Raw genomic sequence first — 20,075 nt, forward strand, 5'->3', positions numbered from 1 at the left:
CGGCATCTTGGCAGAAGCCGGGGCCTTGGAGTGCGGCGGGGGAACGGTCGTCACGAGGGCAACATGGTCCGGTATTTTACGAACATGTTCGTCACGAACTTGTACGGAGCGAACATGTTCGTTACCGTAGGGGCATGACAGCTCGCCCCGACACCCCGCGCAGCCGCCGTGACCGGCCGGCGAAACCCGCCCTGAGCAGGGAGGGCATCGTCGCCGCCGCCGTCGCGGTGCTGCGTGCCGAGGGTCTGAAGAAGGTCACCATGCGGCGCCTGGCCCAGGACCTCGACACCGGTCCGGCCTCGTTGTACGTGTACGTCCGCAACACCGCGGAGCTGCACGCGGCCGTGCTGGACGAGCTGCTCGGCACGATCGGGCCGGCGCCCGCCGAGGGTTCCTGGCGCGAGCGGATCGAGCAGGTGCTCACGGCGTACACCGCGATGCTCTTCGAGCACCCGAGTCTCGCCCGTTCGGCGCTGACCGCCTGGCCCAGCGGCCCGCACTACCTGAACCTGATCGAGACCCTGCTGGCCCTGCTCGACGAGGGCGGCGTCCCGCCGGCGCAGGCCGCGTGGGGCGTTGACCTGCTGCTCCAGCAGGCCACGGCGACGGCCGCCGAGCACTCGGGCGACGACACCAGCCGGGACGACTGGGACACCCTGACCGACGCCGTGCGCAACGCGTCCGACCGGACCCACCCGCACATCGCGGCCCGCTCCGGCGACCTGCTCGCCGGGGCGCCGCCGGCCCGCCTCTCATGGCGGTTCCAGGCACTGATCAACGGGATCGAGCGGACCGCCGTACCCAACTGACCTTGTTAACCGCCCACTTCAGCTTCAAGTTTCAAGCTTCAAGGAGGACCGTCATGACCACTCCCCATCACCCCATCGCGATCGTCGGCGGCGGACTCGGCGGGCTCACGCTCGCCCGCGTCCTGCACGTCAACGGCGTCCAGGCCGCCGTCTTCGACCTGGACGCCTCCCCCGCCGCGCGCACCCAGGGCGGCATGCTCGACATCCACGACGACTCGGGCCAGCCGGCACTGCGTGCGGCGGGCCTGTACGAGGAGTTCCGCGCGCTGGTCCACCCGGGCGGCGAGAGCACCCGTGTCCTCGACAAGACCGGCGCGGTCCTCCTCGACGACCCCGACGACGGCACCGGCGGGCGCCCCGAGGTCGACCGCGGCCAGCTGCGCGACCTGCTGCTCGGCTCGCTGCCCGAGGGCACCGTCCGCTGGGGCGCGAAGGTCACCGGCGCCCGCCCGCTCGACGGCGGCCGGCACGAGGTGACCCTCGCGGACGGCACCTCCTTCACCACCGATCTCCTGATCGGCGCGGACGGCGCCTGGTCCAGGGTGCGGCCCCTGCTCTCGGACGCGAAGCCCGCGTACGTCGGCATCTCGTTCGTCGAGGTGGACCTCCCGGACGCCGACGTACGGCATCCCGTGAGCGCCGAGGTCGTCGGCGGCGGCATGATGATGGCGCTCGGCGCGGGCAAGGGCTTCCTGGCCCACCGCGAGACCGACGGCAGCCTGCACATCTACGTCGCGCTCGCCGTCCCCGAGGACGCGTTCGACGGCGTCGACTTCACGGACACCGAGGCGGGGAAGACGTACACGCTGGGGCACTTCGCGGACTGGGACAAGAGCCTGCGGGCGCTGCTCGCCGACGCCGACGGGCCGTTGACCCCGCGCCAGATCCACGCCCTGCCGATCGGACACCGCTGGGAGCGGGTGCCCGGGGTCACGCTGCTGGGCGACGCTGCCCACGTGATGTCCCCGTTCGCGGGCGTCGGCGCCAACCTCGCCATGCTCGACGGCGCCGAACTGGGCCAGGCCCTGGCCGCACACCCGGGCGACCCCGAGGCCGCACTGGCCGCCTACGAGACGAAGCTGTTCCCGCGCAGCGAGGAGTCGGCGGCGGAGTCCGCGGCGAACGGAATCCTGATGTTCGGCGAGGACGCTCCGCAGGGCATGCTCGACTTCTTCGCGAGCGTTGGTGGTTGAGCGGGGTGTGGCGGGTTGAGACGGGCGTGGCGGCTGGGCCGGGCGTGGCGGATTGAGTCAGGCATGGCCGTTGGACCGGGCGTGGCGGGTTGGGCGCGGCGGTTGACCAGGGCGCGGCCCAACTGGGCGACTCAGCCGGGCGGTTGAGGCAAGCACGGTGACTGAGCCGAACACGCCAGCCGACCCGGACACGGCCGTTGAGCCGGGCGCACCGCAGCTGGCGCACCCACACAGGTGATTGAGCCGGGCCCACCAGCCGACCCGGGCACGGCGGCTGTGGCGCGCACAGCCCAACGGACCTACCCAGGCGGACGGTTGGGCCGAGCACCGCGCTGGAGCCGAGCACGACAGCTGCGCCAGCACGACCGTTGAGCCGAACGCACACCAACAGGCGCACCCACAGGGGTGATTGAGCCGGGCACCGCGCTTGAGCCGGGCCAGCCAGCCGACCCGGGACGAGCTGGTTGAGCCGGGCGCAGCCCAACCGGCGCGCCTAGCCGGGCCGTTGAGCCAGGTCCGCCCCAACTGGCCACCTCAGCCGGCCGCCTGAGCCCCCGTCACACGGTCGACAAGGTCGATCCAGCCGATCTCCAGCCGCTCCATGGGCATCCCGCACTGCCTCGTCAGGTGGTTGATCAGGGCAGGGTCCAGATACGCCATGAGCGTGTGGGACAGGAGCTCACAGTCGGCGTCCGGCACGATCTGCCGGAGCAGCACCGTGACGTGCGTGCGCAGTGCGCGGAGTGCCGAGTGGGCGAACCGGCGGGTGGGCTCCGGCTGCGCGGCCAGTTGCAGGTCCAGCTGTTCGGCACTGCGGTACAGCACGGCCACGCCGAACGCCCGCAGCCGCTCGACCGGCGGGGCGCCGGGGCCCAGCGGGGGCGGGCCGCCGAGGAAGTCGGCCTGGAGCGTCTGCGCGGAGTGGTCGAGCAGCGCCATCAGCAGGCCGGTGCGGTCGCCGAAGCGGCGGAAGACGGTTCCCTTGCCGACCTGGGCGGCGGCGGCCACGGCCTCCATGGTGACCCCGGCCACCCCGTGCTCGGCGATCAGCCGGGCGGCGGCCTCCAGCAGCTTGGCGCGGTTGCGGGCCGCGTCGGCGCGCAGGCAGGGCTCGTCGGCGTAGGAGCGGACCTCCAGCAACTGGGGTTCGCCTATCGACTCCTCGGGCTTCGGAAAGGGCGGCAGGGCGCTGGACATGAAGACAGCGTAAAGCACCGGGAACAAAACTGGACCGCGGTCCGCTTAGCCTGGTACAACTTTTAAACGGACCTCGGTCCGGATCGTAACGGCAGTGTTTCAGCCCCCCTTGGAGTCCCCCATGTCTGTTCGTATCCTCGCGCTCGTCGGCAGCCTGCGTGCCGGCTCGCACAACCGCCAGCTCGCCGAGGCCGCCGTGAAGTTCGCGCCCGAGGGCTCCGACATCGAGATCTTCGAGGGTCTCGCCGAGATCCCGTTCTACAACGAGGACATCGACGTCGAGGGCAACGTCCCGGCCGCCGCCGCCAAGCTCCGCGAGGCCGCCGGCTCCGCCGACGCGTTCCTCTTCTTCTCCCCCGAGTACAACGGCACCATCCCGGCCGTCCTGAAGAACGCCATCGACTGGCTGTCCCGCCCCTACGGCGCCAGCGGCTTCGGCGGAAAGCCGGTCGTCGTGGTCGGCACCGCGTACGGCCAGTTCGGCGGCGTGTGGGCGCAGGACGAGGCCCGCAAGGCCGTGGGCATCGCCGGCGGCAAGGTCATCGAGGAGATCAAGCTCTCGATCCCCAGCTCCGTGGTCCGCTTCGCCGAGACCCACCCGTCCGAGGACGCCGAGGTCGTGGCCCAGCTGACCGAGGTCCTCTCCCAGCTGAAGGGTCACGCGGGCGAGGCCGTCGCCGCCTGATCCGGGCACGCACGCGAAGGGGCCGGAGTCCACACGGACTCCGGCCCCTTCGTGTCCCAACAACCGCTCCGGTCAGTCCAGTTCGGCCAGCCGCGGCACCACCGGCGCCACGAACCGCTCGATCCACTCGACCGGTTCGCCCGTGCGCGGGCCCAGGATGACCGTGTCGACGCCGAGCTTCGTGAAGCCGTCGATCTCCCCGAGGAACGCCTCGACGTCGCCCGCGGTGACCGACTCGCCGCCGTGGACGATCGTCTTGCGGATACGGTCGTAGTCGCGCCCCAGGTTGTCGCAGTGACCGCGCAGCACGTCGAGCTTGTGGCGCAGCTCGTCCGGGGTCGACACGATCAGGTTGCAGGCGTCGGCGTACTGGGCGACCAGCCGGAGGGTCTTCTTCTCCCCTCCCCCACCGATCATGATCTCGGGGTGCGGGCTGCTGATCGGCGCGGGCACGCACAGGGTCTCGGCGAGCTGGTAGTGCCGACCCTCGAAGGGGCCGTTCGTCTCCGGGTCCCACATCTGCAGACAGATCCGCAGGGTCTCCTCCAGCCGCTCGAACCGCTCCGCGACCGGCGGGTAGGGCACGCCGAGACCGTGGTGCTCGCGGTCGTACCAGGCCGCCCCGATACCGAGCGTGGCCCGGCCGCCCGACAGGACGTCGAGCGTGGTGGCGATCTTCGCGAGGAGTCCCGGCTGACGGTACGTCACTCCCGTGACCAGCGCGCCCAGTTGGACCGTGGAGGTGTTGCCGGCCAGGAAGCCGAGCGTGGTGTAGGCCTCCAGCATGGCGTCCTCGGCACCGCCGTTGAATTCCATCTGGAAGTAGTGGTCCATCACCGAGAGCCAGCTGACGCCCGCCGCCTCGGCCGCGGCGCCCGCGGCGGCCAGCTCGGGCCCGACCGCCGTCGGCCCTCCGGGATGGTTGAACCGGTTGATGTGTACGCCGACGCGCATGCCCGACTCCCTTTCACAGTCCACCCGGACCTTCAGACCTTCGCCGTCCTTCGTGACGGTAGGTCTTCGAGCGCTCTCGAAGTCAAGCGCTTTGCGTCCTCGTGGCGCGCAGGCTGGTGAACGTCGTGACCGCGAGCACGAGCACGATGAAGCCGAGGGAGAAGGGGATGGAGATCTCCGGGACGTGGACGCCGGACTCGTGCAGGGCGTGCAGCACCAGTTTGACGCCGATGAAGCCGAGGATGATCGACAGGCCGTAGCTGAGGTGGACGAGCTTCTTCAGCAGGCCGCCGATGAGGAAGTACAGCTGGCGCAGACCCATCAGGGCGAAGGCGTTGGCGGTGAAGACGATGTACGGGTCCTGGGTGAGGCCGTAGATCGCGGGGATGGAGTCGAGCGCGAAGAGCACGTCGGTGGAGCCGATGGCGAGCATCACGACCAGCATCGGGGTCATGATTCGCCTGCCGTTCTCCGTGATGAACAGCTTGGTGCCGTGGTAGCGGTCGGCCACGCCGAAGCGGCGTTCGGCGATCTTGAGCAGCTTGTTCTCCTCGTACTCCTCGTTCTCGTGGCCCTTGCGGGCGTCCTGGACGAGCTTCCAGGCGGTCCAGATCAGGAACGCGCCGAAGAGGTAGAAGACCCAGGAGAACGTGGAGATGATCGCGGCACCGGCCGCGATGAAGCCGGCGCGCAGCACGAGGGCGACGAGGACCCCGACCATCAACACCCGTTGCTGGTACTGGGACGGCACCGCGAACTTGCCCATGATCAGCACGAAGACGAAGAGGTTGTCGACGCTCAGCGACTTCTCGGTGATGTACCCGGCGAAGAACTCCCCGGTCGGCCCGCTCCCGCCGTAGACCAGCAGTCCGAGTCCGAACAGACAGGCCAGGACGACCCAGACCACGGTCCAGATTCCGGCTTCCTTGACGGAGACGTCGTGGGGTTTGCGGCCGATGAGGAAGTCGACGCCGACGAGGGCGCACAGGGCGGCGATCGTCAGCAGCCAGACGGTCAGGGAGATGTTCACGGGTGGTGCTCCTGGTACATGAATCAGCAGATGAGGGGATACAGGGGGCCACAGCGGTTTTGACATCGTTGGCTGCGTAAGGAATCGCTTCCACGTCCCGCAGGTGAACAACAGATCACGTCCTGGCAAGGCACACCCGCCGTCCGGCGGGAAGGTTCCGCCGGACGGCGGAGCGCCGGACGGGGGTACGGGCGCGGAGTATGGCCGTACGAGCCGCCGCACCCAGCGTCAGGAGAAGCCCATGACGTCCACCCCGCCCCCGCCCCCGTTCGACCCCGAACTCGCCGCGGCGCTGGAGCTGATCAAGGAGTTCATCTCGCCCGGGATGACGATGGCGGACATCGACGAGATCCGCCGGGGCCCGGCGATCATGCAGTCGATGGAAATGGACCTCACGCTCGGCGGAGCCTTCGCCATCGAGGACAGGGAGGTGGCGGGCCCGGTCGGCGAGCCCGGCATCACGCTGCTGATCGGCCGTCCGACCGCTCCGGCGACGGCGGGCGCGCTGCCCGTCATCTATCACGTGCACGGTGGCGGGATGGTGCTCGGCGACAGGCGGGTCGGGGTGACCGGGGCGCTGGAGTACGCGCGGGAGCTGGACGCGGTGGTGGTGTCGGTGGAGTACCGGCTCGCGCCCGAACATCCGCACCCCGCGCCGATCGAGGACGTGTACGCCGGTCTGCTGTGGACGGCGGAGCACGCGAAGGAGATCGGCGGCGATCCGGAGCGGATCGTCATCATGGGCGCGAGCGCGGGCGGCGGCCTGTCCGCGGCGTTGGCCCTCCTCACCCGCGACCGCGGCGGCCCGCGCCCCATCGGCCAGCTCCTGCTGTGCCCGATGCTCGACGACCGCAACGACACCCCATCCGCGCACCAGATGACCGGCCTCGGCGTCTGGGACCGCACGGCCAACGAGACCGGCTGGACGGCCCTCCTCGGCGACCGCCGCGGCACCCCCGACGTCTCCCCGTACGCGGCCCCCGCCCGGGCGACGGACCTCACGGGCCTCCCCCCGGCCTTCCTGGACGTCGGCTCCGCGGAGACCTTCCGCGACGAGGTCGTCACCTACGCGTCCCGCCTCTGGCAGTCGGGCGGCACCGCCGAACTCCACGTCTGGCCGGGCGGCTTCCACGGCTTCGACGGGTTCGCTCCGCAGGCGGCGGTGTCGCAGGCGGCTCGGGCGGCGCATGTCAGTTGGCTGCGGAGGTTGTTGGGGGCGGGTTGAGGGGTGGGGGGTGGGGGTGCGGTGACAGCGGCGTGACGTGGCGCCGCTGTCTTGGCCGGGGGCAGGGGGGCTTCCACGAGTTCGACGGGTTCGCTCGGCGGGCGGCGGACTCGCAGGCGACTCGGGCCGCGGAGGATGGTGGCAGCGGCTCAAGGGGGGTGAGAGCGCGGCTGCGGTGACGTCGGAGGTGGTGCGTCGCCGCCACTCGACCGAGCGTCCCTCCGCCGGAGGCATGGCGCACCGGATGCAGGAACCGCCGGCGGTCTGACTCCACGACCACGGCGACACCGGCGCCCCGCGCACAAGCGGCCCACCAGGGAAGCACCTCACTCGCCACCCCCAGGGACAACCCGGGCGCGATACCCACGTCCCGTCCCTCCTCTCCGCCGGAGGCATGCCGCACCATGGGTATATGAAAGAGCTGGCCGGGCGCCTGACCGCGCTGGATCCGGACGCCGGTGCCGCCGTGCGGGTCATCGGGTACTTCGATCGGCTTGCCGAGTCGCGGGCCGGGCTCGAGGCGCTGGTGCGGGGCGCGGCGGTGCTGGCCGGGTGTGCCGCGCGGCTGGTCGACGCCGAGCGGCGGGTCCGGGTGCGGGTCGAGGCGGACGGTACGCGCAGGGACAGCGCGACGGCGCCGGATCCCGCCTGGCCGTCCGCCACGCTGACGCCGGGCGGGGTCTCCGCGCTCTGGCTGGAGCGTACGGCCCAGGCGGCGCCCAGTGTCGTCGACGCGGTGATCCTGGAGCGGGCCGCCGGTGCCGTACGGCTCGTCCTCGATCGCACCCGGGGCCGGGTTCCCGCCGACGACCCGGAGCTGATCGAGACCCTTCTCGACGCGACCGCTCCCGAGGCGGCCCGGCTGCACGCTGCCCGACGTCTTGGCCTCGACCCCGCCGATCCCGCGACCCGCGCCAGGGTCGTCGCCCCGCTCGACGGACCGCCCCGGGTCGTCGCCGCGCCCCGGGAGGCCACAGGTACGTCCGGTCCGCGAACCGCCTCGGACAGTGACACGCACGTGACCCCGGACGGCTTCGGCCCTCAATCACCGCACGCGGACGCCGAGTTGCCCGTCGGCCGACTCGGCATCGGCCCCGCCGTCCCCGTCCTGGACCTCCCTCGCTCCTGGGCCGCCGCCCGCACCGCCCTCCGCTTCACCGCCGACGGCACCGCTCAGGACCCGGGCCAGCGCATCGTGTACGCCGACGAGCTCGGCGGTGTCGCCCTCCTCGCCGAACTGGTCGCACCGGGTGCCGAACCGCCGCCCGACGTCCGGGATGTGGAAGCCGCGGCGATCAACGCGCCCTGGTTGCTAGCTACTTTGAACGCCATCGCCACCACGACCAGCCTGCGCGCGGCGGCCACCGAGATCAACGTCCACCACTCCACACTCCAGGACCGGTTGACCCACGCGGAGTCCCTCCTGGGCTGGCCCGTACGAACTCCGCAGGGGCGACTACGGCTCCAACTCGCCCTGACCATGCGGCACTTGGCGCGACCGTAGCGGCGGTCAGCGACGGCGGCGGCCGGAGGGGGCCGAGGTCCCGCCCTCCCCCACCTCGCCGTCCCCGTCGTAGAACTCCCCGCCGTAAAACTCCCCGTCGTCACCCCGAACTCGCGCGCCGAGCACTCGCGCCACCTCGCACATCTTGGCGATGAGAAGCCCGCTCGGACTCCTGGCGCTGATCCCACCCTCGCTCCAGTGCAACGCGGTCCCTGCCCGTCCCCGCAGACCTCGCAACCCCCGCACCGGGTGATGTGAATGCCGTATGCAATACCTGTGGACCGTATCCCCCCGCACTGACAACAAACGGGCACGCAACGGGACTTGGCCATCTGCGCGCCACCCGGAATTCCTGATTCGGTGCCGCTGAAGGGGAGTCATAGCAAGCGCTTGTCGCTACATTTTGACATGAGCGCCGCAACACCCTCCCCCTCTGTCACTCCGCAGGAGGCACTTCCCCATGCGCAGACTTCTCGCCTGTCTGGCGGCCGCAGCCGCGGCCCTGGGCGGGATCACGGTGGCCGCCGCGACCCCGGCCGCCGCCGCAACGTCGGGCAGCTTCAGCGTGCTCACCTACAACGTCGCCGGGCTCCCGGAGTCGTTGTCCAGCGCCTCGACGCCGCGGGACACGAGCACCACCGCGATTGGCACGCGCATCGCCCCGTACGACATCGTGAACGTGCAGGAGGACTTCAACTACCACGCCTACCTGTACTCCACCGACACCCACCCCTACCGCACCGCGACCAGCGGCGGCGCCGGTATCGGCAGCGGGCTCAACACCGTCTCCAACTACGCCTGGGACGGCGACGACTTCGAGCGCGTCCACTGGAACTCCTGCCAGATCGACTCGGGCGACTGCCTCACCCCCAAGGGCTTCTCGTTCATGCGCGAGCGCCTCTCCGAGGGGGTGTACGTCGACTTCTACAACCTGCACACCAACGCCGGTACGAACGACGGCGACGAGGCCTCCCGCGCGGACAACCTCAGCCAGCTGACCTCGTTCATCAGCACCCACTCCGCGGGCAACGCGGTCGTCGTCATGGGTGACACCAACACCCGTTACACCCGATCCGCCGACACCATCGCGGAGTTCGGCGCGGCCAACGGACTCACCGACGCCTGGGTCAAGTTGATCCGCGGCGGCGTCGCGCCGGTCAAGGGCAGCGACGCGCTGGTGTGCGACCAGACCGGGGCCACCGTCCCCAACACCTGCGAGGTCGTGGACAAGGTCCTCTACCGCAGCAGCAAGCTGGTCACGCTGAACGCGACGTCGTACAACAACGAGCACGCCAAGTTCCTGACCTCGGACGGGCTGATGCTCTCCGACCACGACCCGATCACGGTCGGCTTCACCTGGTCGCAGAACGCGGACTACCAGCTCAGCGACCAGTTCGGCGGCCCGCACGGCGACTACTACCAGGACATCAACAGCGTCCCGGCCGCCGCCCGCGCCACCACGATCTCGCTGCGCTCCGGCTCCCGCGTCGACCAGGTCGGCATCACCCTCGCCAACGGCACCACCCTCACCCACGGCGGCACGGGCGGCACCGCGTCCTCGCTGACGCTGGGCAGCGGTGAGTACGTGACGTCGGCGTACCTGTGCGAGAGCAAGTACAACGACACCACGCGGATCTTCTACGCCAAGTTCACCACCAACCTGGGCAACACCCTGGCCGGTGGCACCACCACCTCGGACTGCGTGACCCGCACCGCCCCGTCCGGCTGGCAGATCGCCGGCTTCCACGGGCGCTCCGGCGACGAGGTCGACAAGGTCGGCTTCATCTACACCAAGCGCTGACCCGCAGCCGTAGTCATGAAGTAGCAAGCACCGCAGGGCAGTTGTGAGCCGGATCATCCGTCGTCGCGGGTGGTCCGGCTCGGTGCGTTCCGGTCGGCCTACGCGAACGCCGGGGGCACCAGCCGCCCGCGTGAGATGAGCGACGTGGCCTGCTTCAGGCGGTGGACGTGGACGCTCACGCCGTAGCCGTCGATGCCCGCGACGGCGGCGACCTTGGTGGTCAGATACCGGTAGAGGTCCTCCGTGTCGCGGCAGATGACGACGACCATGACATTCGAGTCGCCGCTGATGGCGGCGGCGAAGGCGACCTCGTCGTGGTCCGCGAGTTCTTCGCCGACGCGTTCGAGGCGGGCCGGGGCGACGCGCAGCCACAGAGTGGCGTTGAGCGCGAACCCGAGGCGCGCGGAGAGCAGTTCGACGTCGTAGGCGAGGGCTCCTGAGTGTTCCAGGGCGTCCAGCCGGCGGGCCACGCGGGCCGTCGACCAGCCGGTGACGTCGGCGAGCTGGGTGTGGGTGGCGCGGCCGTCCTCCGCGAGGGCGTCGAGCAGCGGGGTGTCCTCGTCGGTGAGGCGTACGGGTGGTCCGGCGGGGAAGTCGGGCCGTTCGCCCACGAGTTGACGGATCTGATCAGGCGTCAGCCAGCCGCCGTAGCCCGTCCAGTCGCTCTGTCCTGATGTGCCGAAGGGGTGGATGAGCAAGTCGATGCTCACGTCGAGGACCGATGCGGACCGGGGCAGTTGCCGCAGCAGGACGTCGTCGCGCGACACGTGCACCGGCGCGCTCATGACGCAGATGATCTCCGAACCGCCGGACGCGAGGCCCGCGTAGGCGATGTCGGGCCGGCGGGCGAGCGCGTCGGCGAGCGGGCCGACCCGGTCGGGGCGGCAGCGGATCCGCGCCACCCAGCGCGCGTCACCGTGGACGGCGGGGTCGACCAGGCCGACCACCCGCATCACCCCGGAACGGCGCAGGGCGTGGAAGCGGCGGGCCGCGGTCTGCTCCGAGACCCCGGCCACCTCGCCGATCAGCCGGAACGAGGCGCGCGGCGCGCACTGCAGCGCGCGGAGGATTTTCCCGTCGACTTCGTCAATCATGAGGAAAGTGTGACATCACCGGGGCTCAGGTTAGAGGTTTCAGCTCGCTTCTCGGTCGCACGTTGGTGATTGTCCATGGCGGAGCTGATCCTGAGGCGCGTGCCTGTTCGAGTTCGAGGGCGGCGCATTCCGGAAGTTCCAGAAGGAGAGTTCCCCGTGAACGTCACAACCCCGGCGAGCGGGCGGCCCGAGCGGCGGGCGGCCACCCTCGTCATGGCCTGCCTCGGCGTCTTCGTCGCCTACTTGCCGGTGACCACGGTCGCCGTGAGCCTGCCCGCCATCCAGTCGGCGCTGAACGCGTCGACCGCCCAACTGTCGTGGGTCCAGGACGCGTTCGTCCTGCCCATGGCCGCGTTCATCCTCACCGCCGGTGTCTTCGGCGATGTGCACGGACGCAAGAAGGTGTTCCTGGCGGGCCTGTTGTTCTCCGCCGTCGGGGCCGCCGTGGCCCTGTCCGCGCAGTCGGTGCACGTGCTGTGGATCGGCCAGGCGTTCGCCGGTCTCGGCGCGGCGACCCTGCTGCCGACCACACTGGCGCTGATCAGCCACGCGGTGCCCGACCACCGGGAACGCGGCAAGTTCATCGGCCTGTGGGCGACCGCGTTGATGGCGGCGCTGGCCGTCGGCCCGCTGATCGCCGGAGTCATCCTCGACCACGCCGCCTGGCGCTGGATCTACCTGATCTCCGTCCCCGTCCCGCTCATCGCGCTGGGCGTCGCCGCCCGTCTGCTGCCCGACTCCCGGGCCCCGCACGGCCGCAAGCTGGACTGGCCCGGTCAGTTGACCGCCGCCCTCTCCATCACCGCACTCGTCTACGGCGTGATCGAGGGCGGCGCCGGTTCCTTCACGGACGTCAAGGTCATGGTGGCGCTGTTCACCGCGGTGGTCGGCGGGGTCGCGTTCGTGCTCGCCGAGCGGCGCAGCGACAGCCCGATGCTGGACCTGACGCTGTTCCGCAGCCCGGCGTTCACCGCCACCACGCTGGTCGCGATGATCACCTTCCTGGCGCTGATCGGCTTCTTCTTCCTGCTCAGCCTCTACTTCGGCCTGGTGCAGCAACTCGACACGCTCCAGGCGGCGTTGCGGCTGCTCATGGTCACCGCGGCGGCGATCGTGGTCGGCCAGCCGGTCGGGCGGCTGATGCACCGGGTCGCCCCGCGCGTCCTGATCACCGGGGGTCTGCTCGTGATCTCCGGCGCGCTGTTCTCGCTGACCGGCGTCGACTCCGGCACCTCGTTCGCGTCGATCGCCTGGCGGCTGGCGCTGCTGGGTCTGGGCATCGGCACGGTCCTGACGCCGATGACCGCGACCGCCGTGGCCTCCGTGCCGTATCAGCAGGCGGGGATGGCCGCGGCCGGCAACAACGCGTTCCGCCAGGTCGGCGGCGCGCTCGGCCCGGCCGTCCTGGGCGCGCTGCTCTCCACCAAGGCGCTCGACACCCTGCCCGGCCACCTCACCGACGCCGGGGTGACGGGCGCGACGCAGCGGAACATCGTCGCGACCGCCGACGCGGACGGCCTCGGCGCCGTCGCCCACCTGAACCTCGGCGCGGACACCGGCCGGGCCCTGGGCGCGCTGAGCGACTCCTTCCTGGACGGCATGCGGCTGTGCCTGGTGGTCGCCGGGTCGCTGACCCTCCTCGCGGCCCTGGTGTGCGTGCTGTTGCTGCGCCGCCCGCGACAGGCTCCTTCGGCTCCGGTGGCGAGCGCCAACACCGCCTCCGCCGGTACGCCAAAGGCAGCCGTGGCAGCGGTAGTTGACCCGGCGCCGAACCACTGACGCACGAAGTACCCATGGGCGGGGCCCCGGTTGCACGACTCCGGGGCCCCTCCCGCCGTCACCTCAGATCGACACGGCGACAGCGGTGAACGTCGTGTCCGGCGTCTGGGGGCTGGTGAAGCGTGCGTTGACGAGATAGAGCCGGTTGCCGAAGCGGGCGGCGGTCGTCGGGACGTCGAAGCGCGGGTCGGTGATCGTGCGGCGCAGGGTCGCGGTGGTGGCCTTGGCGTCGAGGTCGAACACGCTGATCCGGTTCAGCCGGTTCTGGACGACGTACAGCGTCCGGCCGATCCTGAACAGCCCGTCCCCGTTGGCCACATCGGCCGCGCCGCTCAGGGTGATCTCGGTGGCGCGGCCGGACTTGAGGGACACGTTGTAGAGCTTGCCGGGGGTGCTGCTCACCACGATGAGGCCGTGCCCGTCCGGGGTGCCGACGATGCCGTTCGCGTTGTTCACGCCGGGCGTCTGTACCCAGTCGCCGGTGAGCGGCAGGGCGGTGACCTGGCCCGTACGGCCGCGCGGTACGCCGTAGAGCATGGCGTCGAGCGAGTCGGTGAACCAGGCGCGGTCGGCGAGGAGCGTGACGTCGTTGATGAAGTGGCCGGTGGAGGGGGTGAGTTGATAGGTCGTCAGTACGTCCCCGGTGCGGGCGTCGACGACTCGCGCGATCCCGTTGCTGCCGGCGACGTACAACAGGCCGTCGTGGTCCAGCTTCAGGCCGACCGACACCAGGCCGGTGGCGCCCTCGGACAGGATCTCGCCCTCGCCGGTGCGCAGGTCGAAGCGGTGGACGGCGCCGTCGGCACGGGAGCCCACGTAGGCGTACGGCCTGCTGCCGATGGCTATGCCCTCGGGGAGGAAGCCGTTGGGCAGGGCGAACTCCGTCGGCCAACTCGCCTGTCCGGTGGAGGTGTTGGCGCTTGCCGTGCTCGTGCCGACCGTCGCGGCGAGGGCGGTCAGGGCCGCGCCGCCGAGCACGGCGCGCCGCGTGGTGGGGTGGGGGTGGATCCGGGTCATCGTTCGGGCCTCCGGGGACGAGTGGGGGTGAACGGGGGCTGGTGGAACGGTGGTTGGGACAACTCGGTGACTCTGGTGTACCCCGGGGCTCGGGTGAAATCTTCTTCAACTCCACCCCAAGGCCCGGTATGTACGTAACGGCCCATCACTCCCCGGAGTTCCCACGCGCACCACCCGCACCCGATCCCGATCCCGCACTCGCGAACTCGGACTCCTCACGCTCCCCCGGTACGGCCTTCTGGAGGCTGCTCCCTTCGACGTCCAGGTCGGGCAGGAGCCGGTCCAGCCAGGCCGGCAGCCACCAGGCGCCCCGCCCCGCGAGGGCGAGCACCGCCGGTACGAGCGTCATGCGGACGGCGAAGGCGTCGATCGCCACGCCGACCGCCAGCGCGAACGCGATCGGCTTGATGAGGGAGTCGTCCAGCGGGAAGAACCCGGCGAAGACGGTGAACATGATCAGCGCGGCGGCGGTGACGACCCGCACGCTGTGCCGGGCGCCGTCGACGACCGCCTGGCGGGCCCGGCCGGCGCGGGCCCACTCCTCGCGCATCCCGGAGACGAGGAACACCTCGTAGTCCATGGCCAGTCCGAACAGCACGCCGATCAGGATGATCGGCAGGAAGCTGACGACAGGGCCGCTGTGCGGCACGTCGAGGACGTCGGCCAGCCAGCCCCACTGGAAGACGGCCACGACCAGGCCGAGCGAGGCGCCCACCGAGAGCAGGAAGCCGACGGCCGCCTTCACGGGTATGACCAGCGACCGGAAGACCATCATCAGCAGGAGCAGGCTCAGGCCCACGACGATGGCGACGAAGGGCAGCAGGGAATCGCTGAGGCGGTTGGAGACGTCGATGTTGACCGCGGTGGTGCCGGTGACCGCGATCGAGGCGCCGGTGGTGGCCCGGAGGTCGGACGCGGCCGCGCGGATGTCGCGGACGAGCCGGTCCGTACGGACGCTGTCGGGACCGGAGTCGGGCAGCACGGTGATCACACGCTGCGTCGAGTCGCTGGTGGGCTCGGGCGGCAGCACGGCCTTGACGTTCTCCAAGGTCCGCAGTTTCGCGGCCACTTGGGCGCCGACCTGTGAACTCGCCGCAGCCGTACGGTCGTTGGTCTCGGCCAGGACGAGCAGCGGGCCGTTGAATCCGGGCCCGAACTTCGCGTCGATCGTGTCGTAGGCCGTGCGCTGGGTGGAGGCGTGCGGGGCGGAGCCGTTGTCGGGGAGCGCCAGGCGCAGGTCGGCGGCGGGGAGCATGAGGGTGACCAGGATGCCCGTGACGGCGAGCACGGTCAGGAGCGGCTTCGCGACGACCCGCTTCGTCCACCGGGTGCCCAGTGTGGTGCGGCCCGTGGCCCCTTCGGCGTCGGCGGCCCGGCGGGCGGCACGGCTTCCGGGCTCGGGGGCGAGCCGCGTACCGGCGAAACCGGCGATCGCGGGGACGAGAGTGATCGCGGCCAGCACCGCGACGAGGACGGCGCCGGCCGCGCCGAGACCCATCGTGGTCAGGAACGGGATGCCGATGACGCTCAGTGCGGCGAGCGCGATGATCACGGTGGCCCCGGCGAAGACCACGGCACTGCCCGCCGTGCCGACGGCCATCGCGACGGATTCCTTCGGGTCGGTGCCGCGGGCGAGTTGCTGTCGGTGGCGGGAGAGGATGAACAGGACGTAGTCGATGCCGACGGCCAGGCCCAGCATCAGGGCGAGCGTGACGGCCGTGGAGGAGATGCTGACGGCGGGCGCGAGAGCGAGCAGTCCGGTGAGCCCGGCCGCCACCCCGATCAGCGCGGGCAGCAGCGCCATGCCGGCGGCGAGCAGCGAACCGAACGTGACGACGAGCACGAGCAGCGCCACGGCCACGCCGATGATCTCCGACGGCCCGATGTGAACTCCCTTGCTGTTGAAGACGGATCCGCCCACCGAGGCCCGTAGCCCGTCCCGCTCCGCCGCGTGGGCCGCGCTCTTGATCGCGTCCACGGACGAGGTCCCGACCTCCGCCGTCTGCACGCGGTACTGGACCTGGACGATCGCCGTCGTCCGGTCGGCGGAGACGGCACCGGCGGTACCGGGATCGACGACCCCGCTGACCTGGGGCGCCCGTCGGGTCTCCGCCACGGCCTTGGCGATGACCGCGCTGTACGGGGATTCGGTGATCCGGTGCCCCTCGGGCGCCGTGAAGACGATCTGCGCGCTCGCGCCCGCCGCCTCCGGAAGGGTCTTGCTCAGGCTGTCCAACGCCCGCTGCGACTCGGTGCCCGGCACCGAGAAGCGGTCGTCGAGCTTGCCGTCGAAGACGCCGACGCACGTGATGAGCGCGGCCAGGACGAAGAGCCATATACCCAGGACGAGTTTGCGGTGCCGGTAGGCGCTGTGGCCCAGCCGGTGAAGCAGGACAGCCATGACTAACTCCCTGGAAGGGGGGCGGAGGAAGGGGGGATGTCGATCGACGAGCCCGACTTTATCACCTGCTCAAGTCGCTCGACAGAGTCGTCCAACCGTGGCGCACACCCCGCCCGACATAAGGCCAGCTCACGAGCCATGTTCACACGACAAAAACATTCGACCTTGTCGACCGACAATGTCATATGTAACTTGTCCGACATCCCCTTCAGCGCCATGAACCGAGGAGCGCCCATTCCCCGCACGCACAGCACACGAGTCGACGTCGTCGTGATCGGCGCCGGACTGGCCGGACTCACCGCGGCGCGTGAACTCGTCGCCGCGGGCAGGTCCGTGGCCGTCCTGGAGGCCCGTGACCGGGTCGGCGGGCGGCTGCTCAACCACGACCTCGGCGACGGTCAAGTGACCGAGATCGGCGGGCAGTTCGTGAGCCCGACCCAGGACCACGTCCTGGCGCTGGCCAAGGAGGTGGGCGTGGCAACGTATGAGGCCGCCGTGCCCGGTGACCGGGTCTACGTCCGCGACGGCAGGGCCAGGCGGTTCGCGGGGCACACTCCCCCGGACCTCCTCGCCCTCCCCGACATGGGCATCGCGCTGGCCCGCATCGGCCAGGCGGCGGCCAAGGTGCCCCCGGCCGCTCCGTGGCGGGACCCCAACGCCCGTGCCCTGGACGGAATGTCGTACGAGACCTGGTTGCGCAAGGCCGAACTCACCGGCGACGCCGTCGACTTGGTCAACATCTTCCTCAACTCCGCGTACGGCGGCGAGGCGCGCGACGCGTCGGCGCTGTTCAGCCTCTGGTACGTCTCGACGTTCGGCGACGAGCTCCACCCGGGCACCATGGAGCGCGGCACCCGCACCTCCGGCGGCGCCCAGGACAGCCGGTTCGTCGGCGGCTCGCAGCTCGTCGCGACCCGGCTGGCCGAGGAACTCGACGGCCGCGTCCACCTGTTGGCCCCGGTACGGCGGATCAGCCAGGACACCGGTGGCGTCACCGTGGTCTCCGACGCCGGCGACTGGCGGGCCGACCGGGTCGTCGTCGCCGTACCACCGCTCCTCGCTTCGCGCATCGTCTGGGACCCGCTGCTGCCGCCGCAGCAGGACCAGCTCTTCCAACGGCTGCCGTTCGGCAAGCTCATGAAGTGCGTGACCGTCTACGACACCCCGCTCTGGCGGGCCGAGGGCCTGTCCGGCATGGGCCTGCTGCGGGGCGGTTCACCGATCCGCGAGAGTGCTTGCCGAAGGGTGCGCCTTGCGAGCGTTCGCTCGCGCCGAGCGACGGCGAGCGTTGAGTTCGGCTGTACCCGGCCTGTCGGCGCTCGGCGCCCGGCGCGAGGGCGGGCGAGCGGGACACAACCCTCGGTGCGCGGGGTCGGCAGTGTGCTGGTGTCCCGCCAGGAGGCTGCCGAGCGCTGGCTCACAGGGGCGCGAACACTCATCCCTGGCCGTGGCTCAGCCAATGGGCGATGTCGGCGACGACGGCTGGGTCGACATGCTGCGGAGTTCCGTATTCGGCGGGAGTGGACGGTCCCGCGCCGGGGAAGAACAGGTGATTGTCGGCTTCGTAGACACGGATATCGGCTTCCGGGCGGCCGGCCAGGCCCGTCCGCCATCGCACCAGGTCGTTGGCGACGGTCACCTGGTAGTCGCGTCCTCCTTGGAGGATGAGCATCGGCTTGCCGAGTCCGGCCGCGATCGCGACCGGGTCGTAGTCACGCAGTTCCAGCCAGTACGGCGCGGACAGGCCGAACGGCAGTTCCGCTGCGGGGGTCGAGGGCGTGAGCTCCGCGCTGTCGACCAGGGCAGCCTGCTGCTGGAAGGTTTCGATGACCGCGGGTGGGACCTGGTCGGGAAGCACGGTGGCGAGATAGCTGACGACGCGGACAGCGGCGTGGTGCATCGGCTGCGTGTCACCGGCCATGATCACCAGGCCCGCCACCGCGGGCGCGGCGACGGCGACGGCGGGGGCGACCTTGCCGCCCATGCTGTGACCGAGGACAAAGACCCGCTCGGGATCCACCGAACGGTGGCCACGGAGCAGGCCGACCGCGTCGACGGCATGCGGCACGTATTCCTGCGTCATGGTCAGGTCCGATGCCGCGGCCACATCGTGGTGGGCGTATGTCGCCTTGTCGAAGCGCAGCACCGTCGCCCCGCGGCTGGCGAGCCCCCAGGCCAGGTCCTTGAGCGGCTTGTTCGGCCCGCCGGTCTCGTCACGGTCGAACGGCCCACCACCGGCGAGCAGCACCACTCCGGGGCCGGGAGCCTGACCCCGGGGGACGCTCACCGTGCCTGACACCGCGAGCGGGCCGGCGCCGACGGTGACCTCGTGCTCGCTGAAGCGGCCGGGCTCGGCATAGGGCGGTGGCATCCACGCGAGTTCTGAGCCGGTCATGGACTCTGTCGAAGCGCCGTCAGGCATCCCATCACAACCTTTCTCATCTGATGCGAAAGGTAGCATGACGTGAGATCATTACGGGATGGATGCTTTCGAACTCCTGGCCCACCCAGTGCGGTTGCGAGTGGTTCATGCGATGTGCGGCGGCAGAGAGCTGACCACCGCCGAGCTGTGCGACCGCATTCGGGACGTCTCGAAGGCCACGGTCTACCGGCACGTCGATCTGCTCGCAGCCGGTGGGGTCCTGGAAGTCGCCCTGGAACGACGCGTGCGCGGCGCCGTAGAGCGCCGCTACCGGCTGCGCCGCGACCGCGCGGGGATCAATGCGGACACGGTCAATTCGCTCTCGCTCGACGACCATCGCAGCGCATTCGCCGCCGCTCTGGCGGTTCTGGCTGCCGAATTCACCGCGTATCTCGACCGCGACACGGCCGACCCGGTAGCCGACCTGGTCGGCTACCGGCAGCATGCCGTCTGGCTCAGCCCTGGGGAACTGCACGGGATGATCGACAGGATGCGGGAGGCGATCGCCCCCCACCTGGCCAACGAGCCATCACCCGACCGCACGCAGTACCTGATCAGCCCGATCCTCTTCCCCGTCGAAGCGCCGCAGACCGAGACCGGCACCGACCACACCGCCACGGGCAGCCAGAGCCCAGGACCCTGTAGCTGAGCAAAGCCCCTCACTGTTGCCACGCCCGGTCTGTCCCGAATCGACCCGCTGCGGCGCCGCGTCGACACCAGCGTCGGGTTCGCCCCGATGAAGGATGTGACCAGCGTCTTCGAGTTCGAGTCGACCCGGAACGCGGACGGGAGGGAGGCCACGCGGATGACCTACCGGGTGGAGTACGTCATCGGTCTCGGACCGGCCGGACTCCTCCTCGACCGGATACAGCGACCGGGCATGCGCGCAAACATGCGCACCTCCATGGCCGGCCTGAACACCCTGATCCGCTCCGAGACCGCTGGCGCGCACGGCTGACCGGCA

At 70.7% G+C, this 20,075-nt stretch carries 16 protein-coding genes and 1 pseudogene; 10 read left to right on the forward strand and 7 right to left on the reverse strand.

The annotated features are described in order from the left end of the window. Nucleotides 1-134 precede the first annotated feature (134 nt). Nucleotides 135-809: a TetR/AcrR family transcriptional regulator gene (locus OO69_RS04070; RefSeq protein WP_033278990.1), complete on the forward strand. Its 675-nt coding sequence runs from the start codon at nt 135-137 to the stop codon at nt 807-809. 53 nt (nt 810-862) lie between these two features. Continuing rightward, the gene (locus OO69_RS04075) at nt 863-2,002 is read left to right on the forward strand and encodes an FAD-dependent oxidoreductase (RefSeq protein WP_033278991.1); all 1,140 of its coding nucleotides are present in this window, start codon (nt 863-865) and stop codon (nt 2,000-2,002) included. Nucleotides 2,003-2,536: 534 nt separating this feature from the next. Here OO69_RS04075 and OO69_RS04080 read toward each other — a convergent pair. Continuing rightward, entirely contained in the window at nt 2,537-3,217 is a 681-nt protein-coding gene (locus OO69_RS04080; RefSeq protein WP_199810874.1) for a TetR/AcrR family transcriptional regulator, read from the reverse strand. Between the two features lie 103 nt (nt 3,218-3,320). On the opposite strand from OO69_RS04080, the gene OO69_RS04085 reads away from it, so the two are divergent. Further along, complete coding sequence (locus OO69_RS04085) at nt 3,321-3,884, forward strand: NAD(P)H-dependent oxidoreductase (protein WP_019057642.1); 564 nt, start codon at nt 3,321-3,323, stop codon at nt 3,882-3,884. 72 nt (nt 3,885-3,956) lie between these two features. Here OO69_RS04085 and OO69_RS04090 read toward each other — a convergent pair whose 3' ends face one another. Together OO69_RS04090 and OO69_RS04095 are read right to left on the reverse strand one after the other, a co-directional pair. After that, nucleotides 3,957-4,838, reverse strand: a complete 882-nt coding sequence (locus tag OO69_RS04090; RefSeq protein ID WP_033278992.1) for an LLM class F420-dependent oxidoreductase — start codon at nt 4,836-4,838, stop codon at nt 3,957-3,959. Nucleotides 4,839-4,920: 82 nt separating this feature from the next. Further along, the gene (locus OO69_RS04095) at nt 4,921-5,868 is read right to left on the reverse strand and encodes a TerC family protein (RefSeq protein WP_033278993.1); all 948 of its coding nucleotides are present in this window, start codon (nt 5,866-5,868) and stop codon (nt 4,921-4,923) included. Nucleotides 5,869-6,109: 241 nt separating this feature from the next. Here OO69_RS04095 and OO69_RS04100 point away from each other — a divergent pair, with 241 nt between their 5' ends. From OO69_RS04100 to OO69_RS04110, 3 genes are all read left to right on the forward strand, one after another. Beyond that, a complete protein-coding gene (locus tag OO69_RS04100) occupies nt 6,110-7,093 on the forward strand; it encodes an alpha/beta hydrolase (RefSeq protein WP_033278994.1) in 984 nt (327 codons plus the stop codon). A 412-nt stretch (nt 7,094-7,505) separates the two neighbouring features. Then, a complete protein-coding gene (locus tag OO69_RS04105) occupies nt 7,506-8,597 on the forward strand; it encodes a helix-turn-helix domain-containing protein (RefSeq protein WP_033278995.1) in 1,092 nt (363 codons plus the stop codon). Nucleotides 8,598-9,057: 460 nt separating this feature from the next. After that, entirely contained in the window at nt 9,058-10,398 is a 1,341-nt protein-coding gene (locus OO69_RS04110; protein WP_033278996.1) for a jacalin-like lectin, read from the forward strand. A 98-nt stretch (nt 10,399-10,496) separates the two neighbouring features. Here the strand turns inward: OO69_RS04110 and OO69_RS04115 are convergent, their stop codons facing one another. Next, on the reverse strand, nt 10,497-11,492 hold the full coding sequence (locus tag OO69_RS04115) for an Lrp/AsnC family transcriptional regulator (protein WP_033278997.1): 996 nt from the start codon (nt 11,490-11,492) through the stop codon (nt 10,497-10,499). Between the two features lie 156 nt (nt 11,493-11,648). On the opposite strand from OO69_RS04115, the gene OO69_RS04120 reads away from it, so the two are divergent. Beyond that, nucleotides 11,649-13,271 carry an MFS transporter gene (locus OO69_RS04120; protein WP_051800758.1) on the forward strand — a complete coding sequence of 541 codons (1,623 nt, stop codon included), beginning with the start codon at nt 11,649-11,651 and terminating at the stop codon, nt 13,269-13,271. Between the two features lie 63 nt (nt 13,272-13,334). Here OO69_RS04120 and OO69_RS04125 read toward each other — a convergent pair whose 3' ends face one another. Together OO69_RS04125 and OO69_RS04130 are read right to left on the reverse strand one after the other, a co-directional pair. Beyond that, nucleotides 13,335-14,288 carry an SMP-30/gluconolactonase/LRE family protein gene (locus OO69_RS04125; RefSeq protein WP_199810875.1) on the reverse strand — a complete coding sequence of 318 codons (954 nt, stop codon included), beginning with the start codon at nt 14,286-14,288 and terminating at the stop codon, nt 13,335-13,337. 145 nt (nt 14,289-14,433) lie between these two features. Further along, the gene (locus OO69_RS04130) at nt 14,434-16,689 is read right to left on the reverse strand and encodes an MMPL family transporter (RefSeq protein WP_033278998.1); all 2,256 of its coding nucleotides are present in this window, start codon (nt 16,687-16,689) and stop codon (nt 14,434-14,436) included. A gap of 192 nt (nt 16,690-16,881) precedes the next feature. Here OO69_RS04130 and OO69_RS49920 point away from each other — a divergent pair, with 192 nt between their 5' ends. Beyond that, nucleotides 16,882-18,357 (forward strand): flavin monoamine oxidase family protein, encoded by a 1,476-nt coding sequence (locus OO69_RS49920; protein ID WP_234444328.1) that lies wholly within the window; start codon nt 16,882-16,884, stop codon nt 18,355-18,357. Here OO69_RS49920 and OO69_RS04140 read toward each other — a convergent pair. Continuing rightward, nucleotides 18,290-19,150: pseudogene (locus OO69_RS04140) on the reverse strand (alpha/beta hydrolase family protein); the annotation flags it as partial. The gene OO69_RS49920 and the pseudogene OO69_RS04140 sit on opposite strands and share 68 nt — an antisense overlap. 19 nt (nt 19,151-19,169) lie before the next feature. Between OO69_RS04140 and OO69_RS04145 the strand changes: the two are divergent. Together OO69_RS04145 and OO69_RS48750 are read left to right on the forward strand one after the other, a co-directional pair. Then, complete coding sequence (locus OO69_RS04145; protein ID WP_051800760.1) at nt 19,170-19,760, forward strand: helix-turn-helix domain-containing protein; 591 nt, start codon at nt 19,170-19,172, stop codon at nt 19,758-19,760. Between the two features lie 87 nt (nt 19,761-19,847). Then, nucleotides 19,848-20,069, forward strand: coding sequence for a hypothetical protein (locus tag OO69_RS48750; RefSeq protein ID WP_051800761.1), 222 nt, complete (start codon nt 19,848-19,850; stop codon nt 20,067-20,069). Nucleotides 20,070-20,075: the final 6 nt, after the last annotated feature.

Source organism: Streptomyces sp. NRRL F-525, assembly GCF_000716605.1.
Taxonomy (GTDB): domain Bacteria; phylum Actinomycetota; class Actinomycetes; order Streptomycetales; family Streptomycetaceae; genus Streptomyces.

Excerpts from the sequence above, each read along its gene's own strand:
- OO69_RS04070 (WP_033278990.1), top strand. The coding sequence starts at position 135 with ATGACAGCTCGCCCCGACACCCCGCGCAGCCGCCGTGACCGGCCGGCG.
- OO69_RS04075 (WP_033278991.1), top strand. The coding sequence starts at position 863 with ATGACCACTCCCCATCACCCCATCGCGATCGTCGGCGGCGGACTCGGC.
- OO69_RS04085 (WP_019057642.1), top strand. The coding sequence starts at position 3,321 with ATGTCTGTTCGTATCCTCGCGCTCGTCGGCAGCCTGCGTGCCGGCTCG.
- OO69_RS04090 (WP_033278992.1), bottom strand. The coding sequence starts at position 4,838 with ATGCGCGTCGGCGTACACATCAACCGGTTCAACCATCCCGGAGGGCCG.
- OO69_RS04100 (WP_033278994.1), top strand. The coding sequence starts at position 6,110 with ATGACGTCCACCCCGCCCCCGCCCCCGTTCGACCCCGAACTCGCCGCG.
- OO69_RS04105 (WP_033278995.1), top strand. The coding sequence starts at position 7,506 with ATGAAAGAGCTGGCCGGGCGCCTGACCGCGCTGGATCCGGACGCCGGT.
- OO69_RS04110 (WP_033278996.1), top strand. The coding sequence starts at position 9,058 with ATGCGCAGACTTCTCGCCTGTCTGGCGGCCGCAGCCGCGGCCCTGGGC.
- OO69_RS04115 (WP_033278997.1), bottom strand. The coding sequence starts at position 11,492 with ATGATTGACGAAGTCGACGGGAAAATCCTCCGCGCGCTGCAGTGCGCG.
- OO69_RS04125 (WP_199810875.1), bottom strand. The coding sequence starts at position 14,288 with ATGACCCGGATCCACCCCCACCCCACCACGCGGCGCGCCGTGCTCGGC.
- OO69_RS04130 (WP_033278998.1), bottom strand. The coding sequence starts at position 16,689 with ATGGCTGTCCTGCTTCACCGGCTGGGCCACAGCGCCTACCGGCACCGC.
- OO69_RS04145 (WP_051800760.1), top strand. The coding sequence starts at position 19,170 with ATGGATGCTTTCGAACTCCTGGCCCACCCAGTGCGGTTGCGAGTGGTT.
- OO69_RS48750 (WP_051800761.1), top strand. The coding sequence starts at position 19,848 with ATGAAGGATGTGACCAGCGTCTTCGAGTTCGAGTCGACCCGGAACGCG.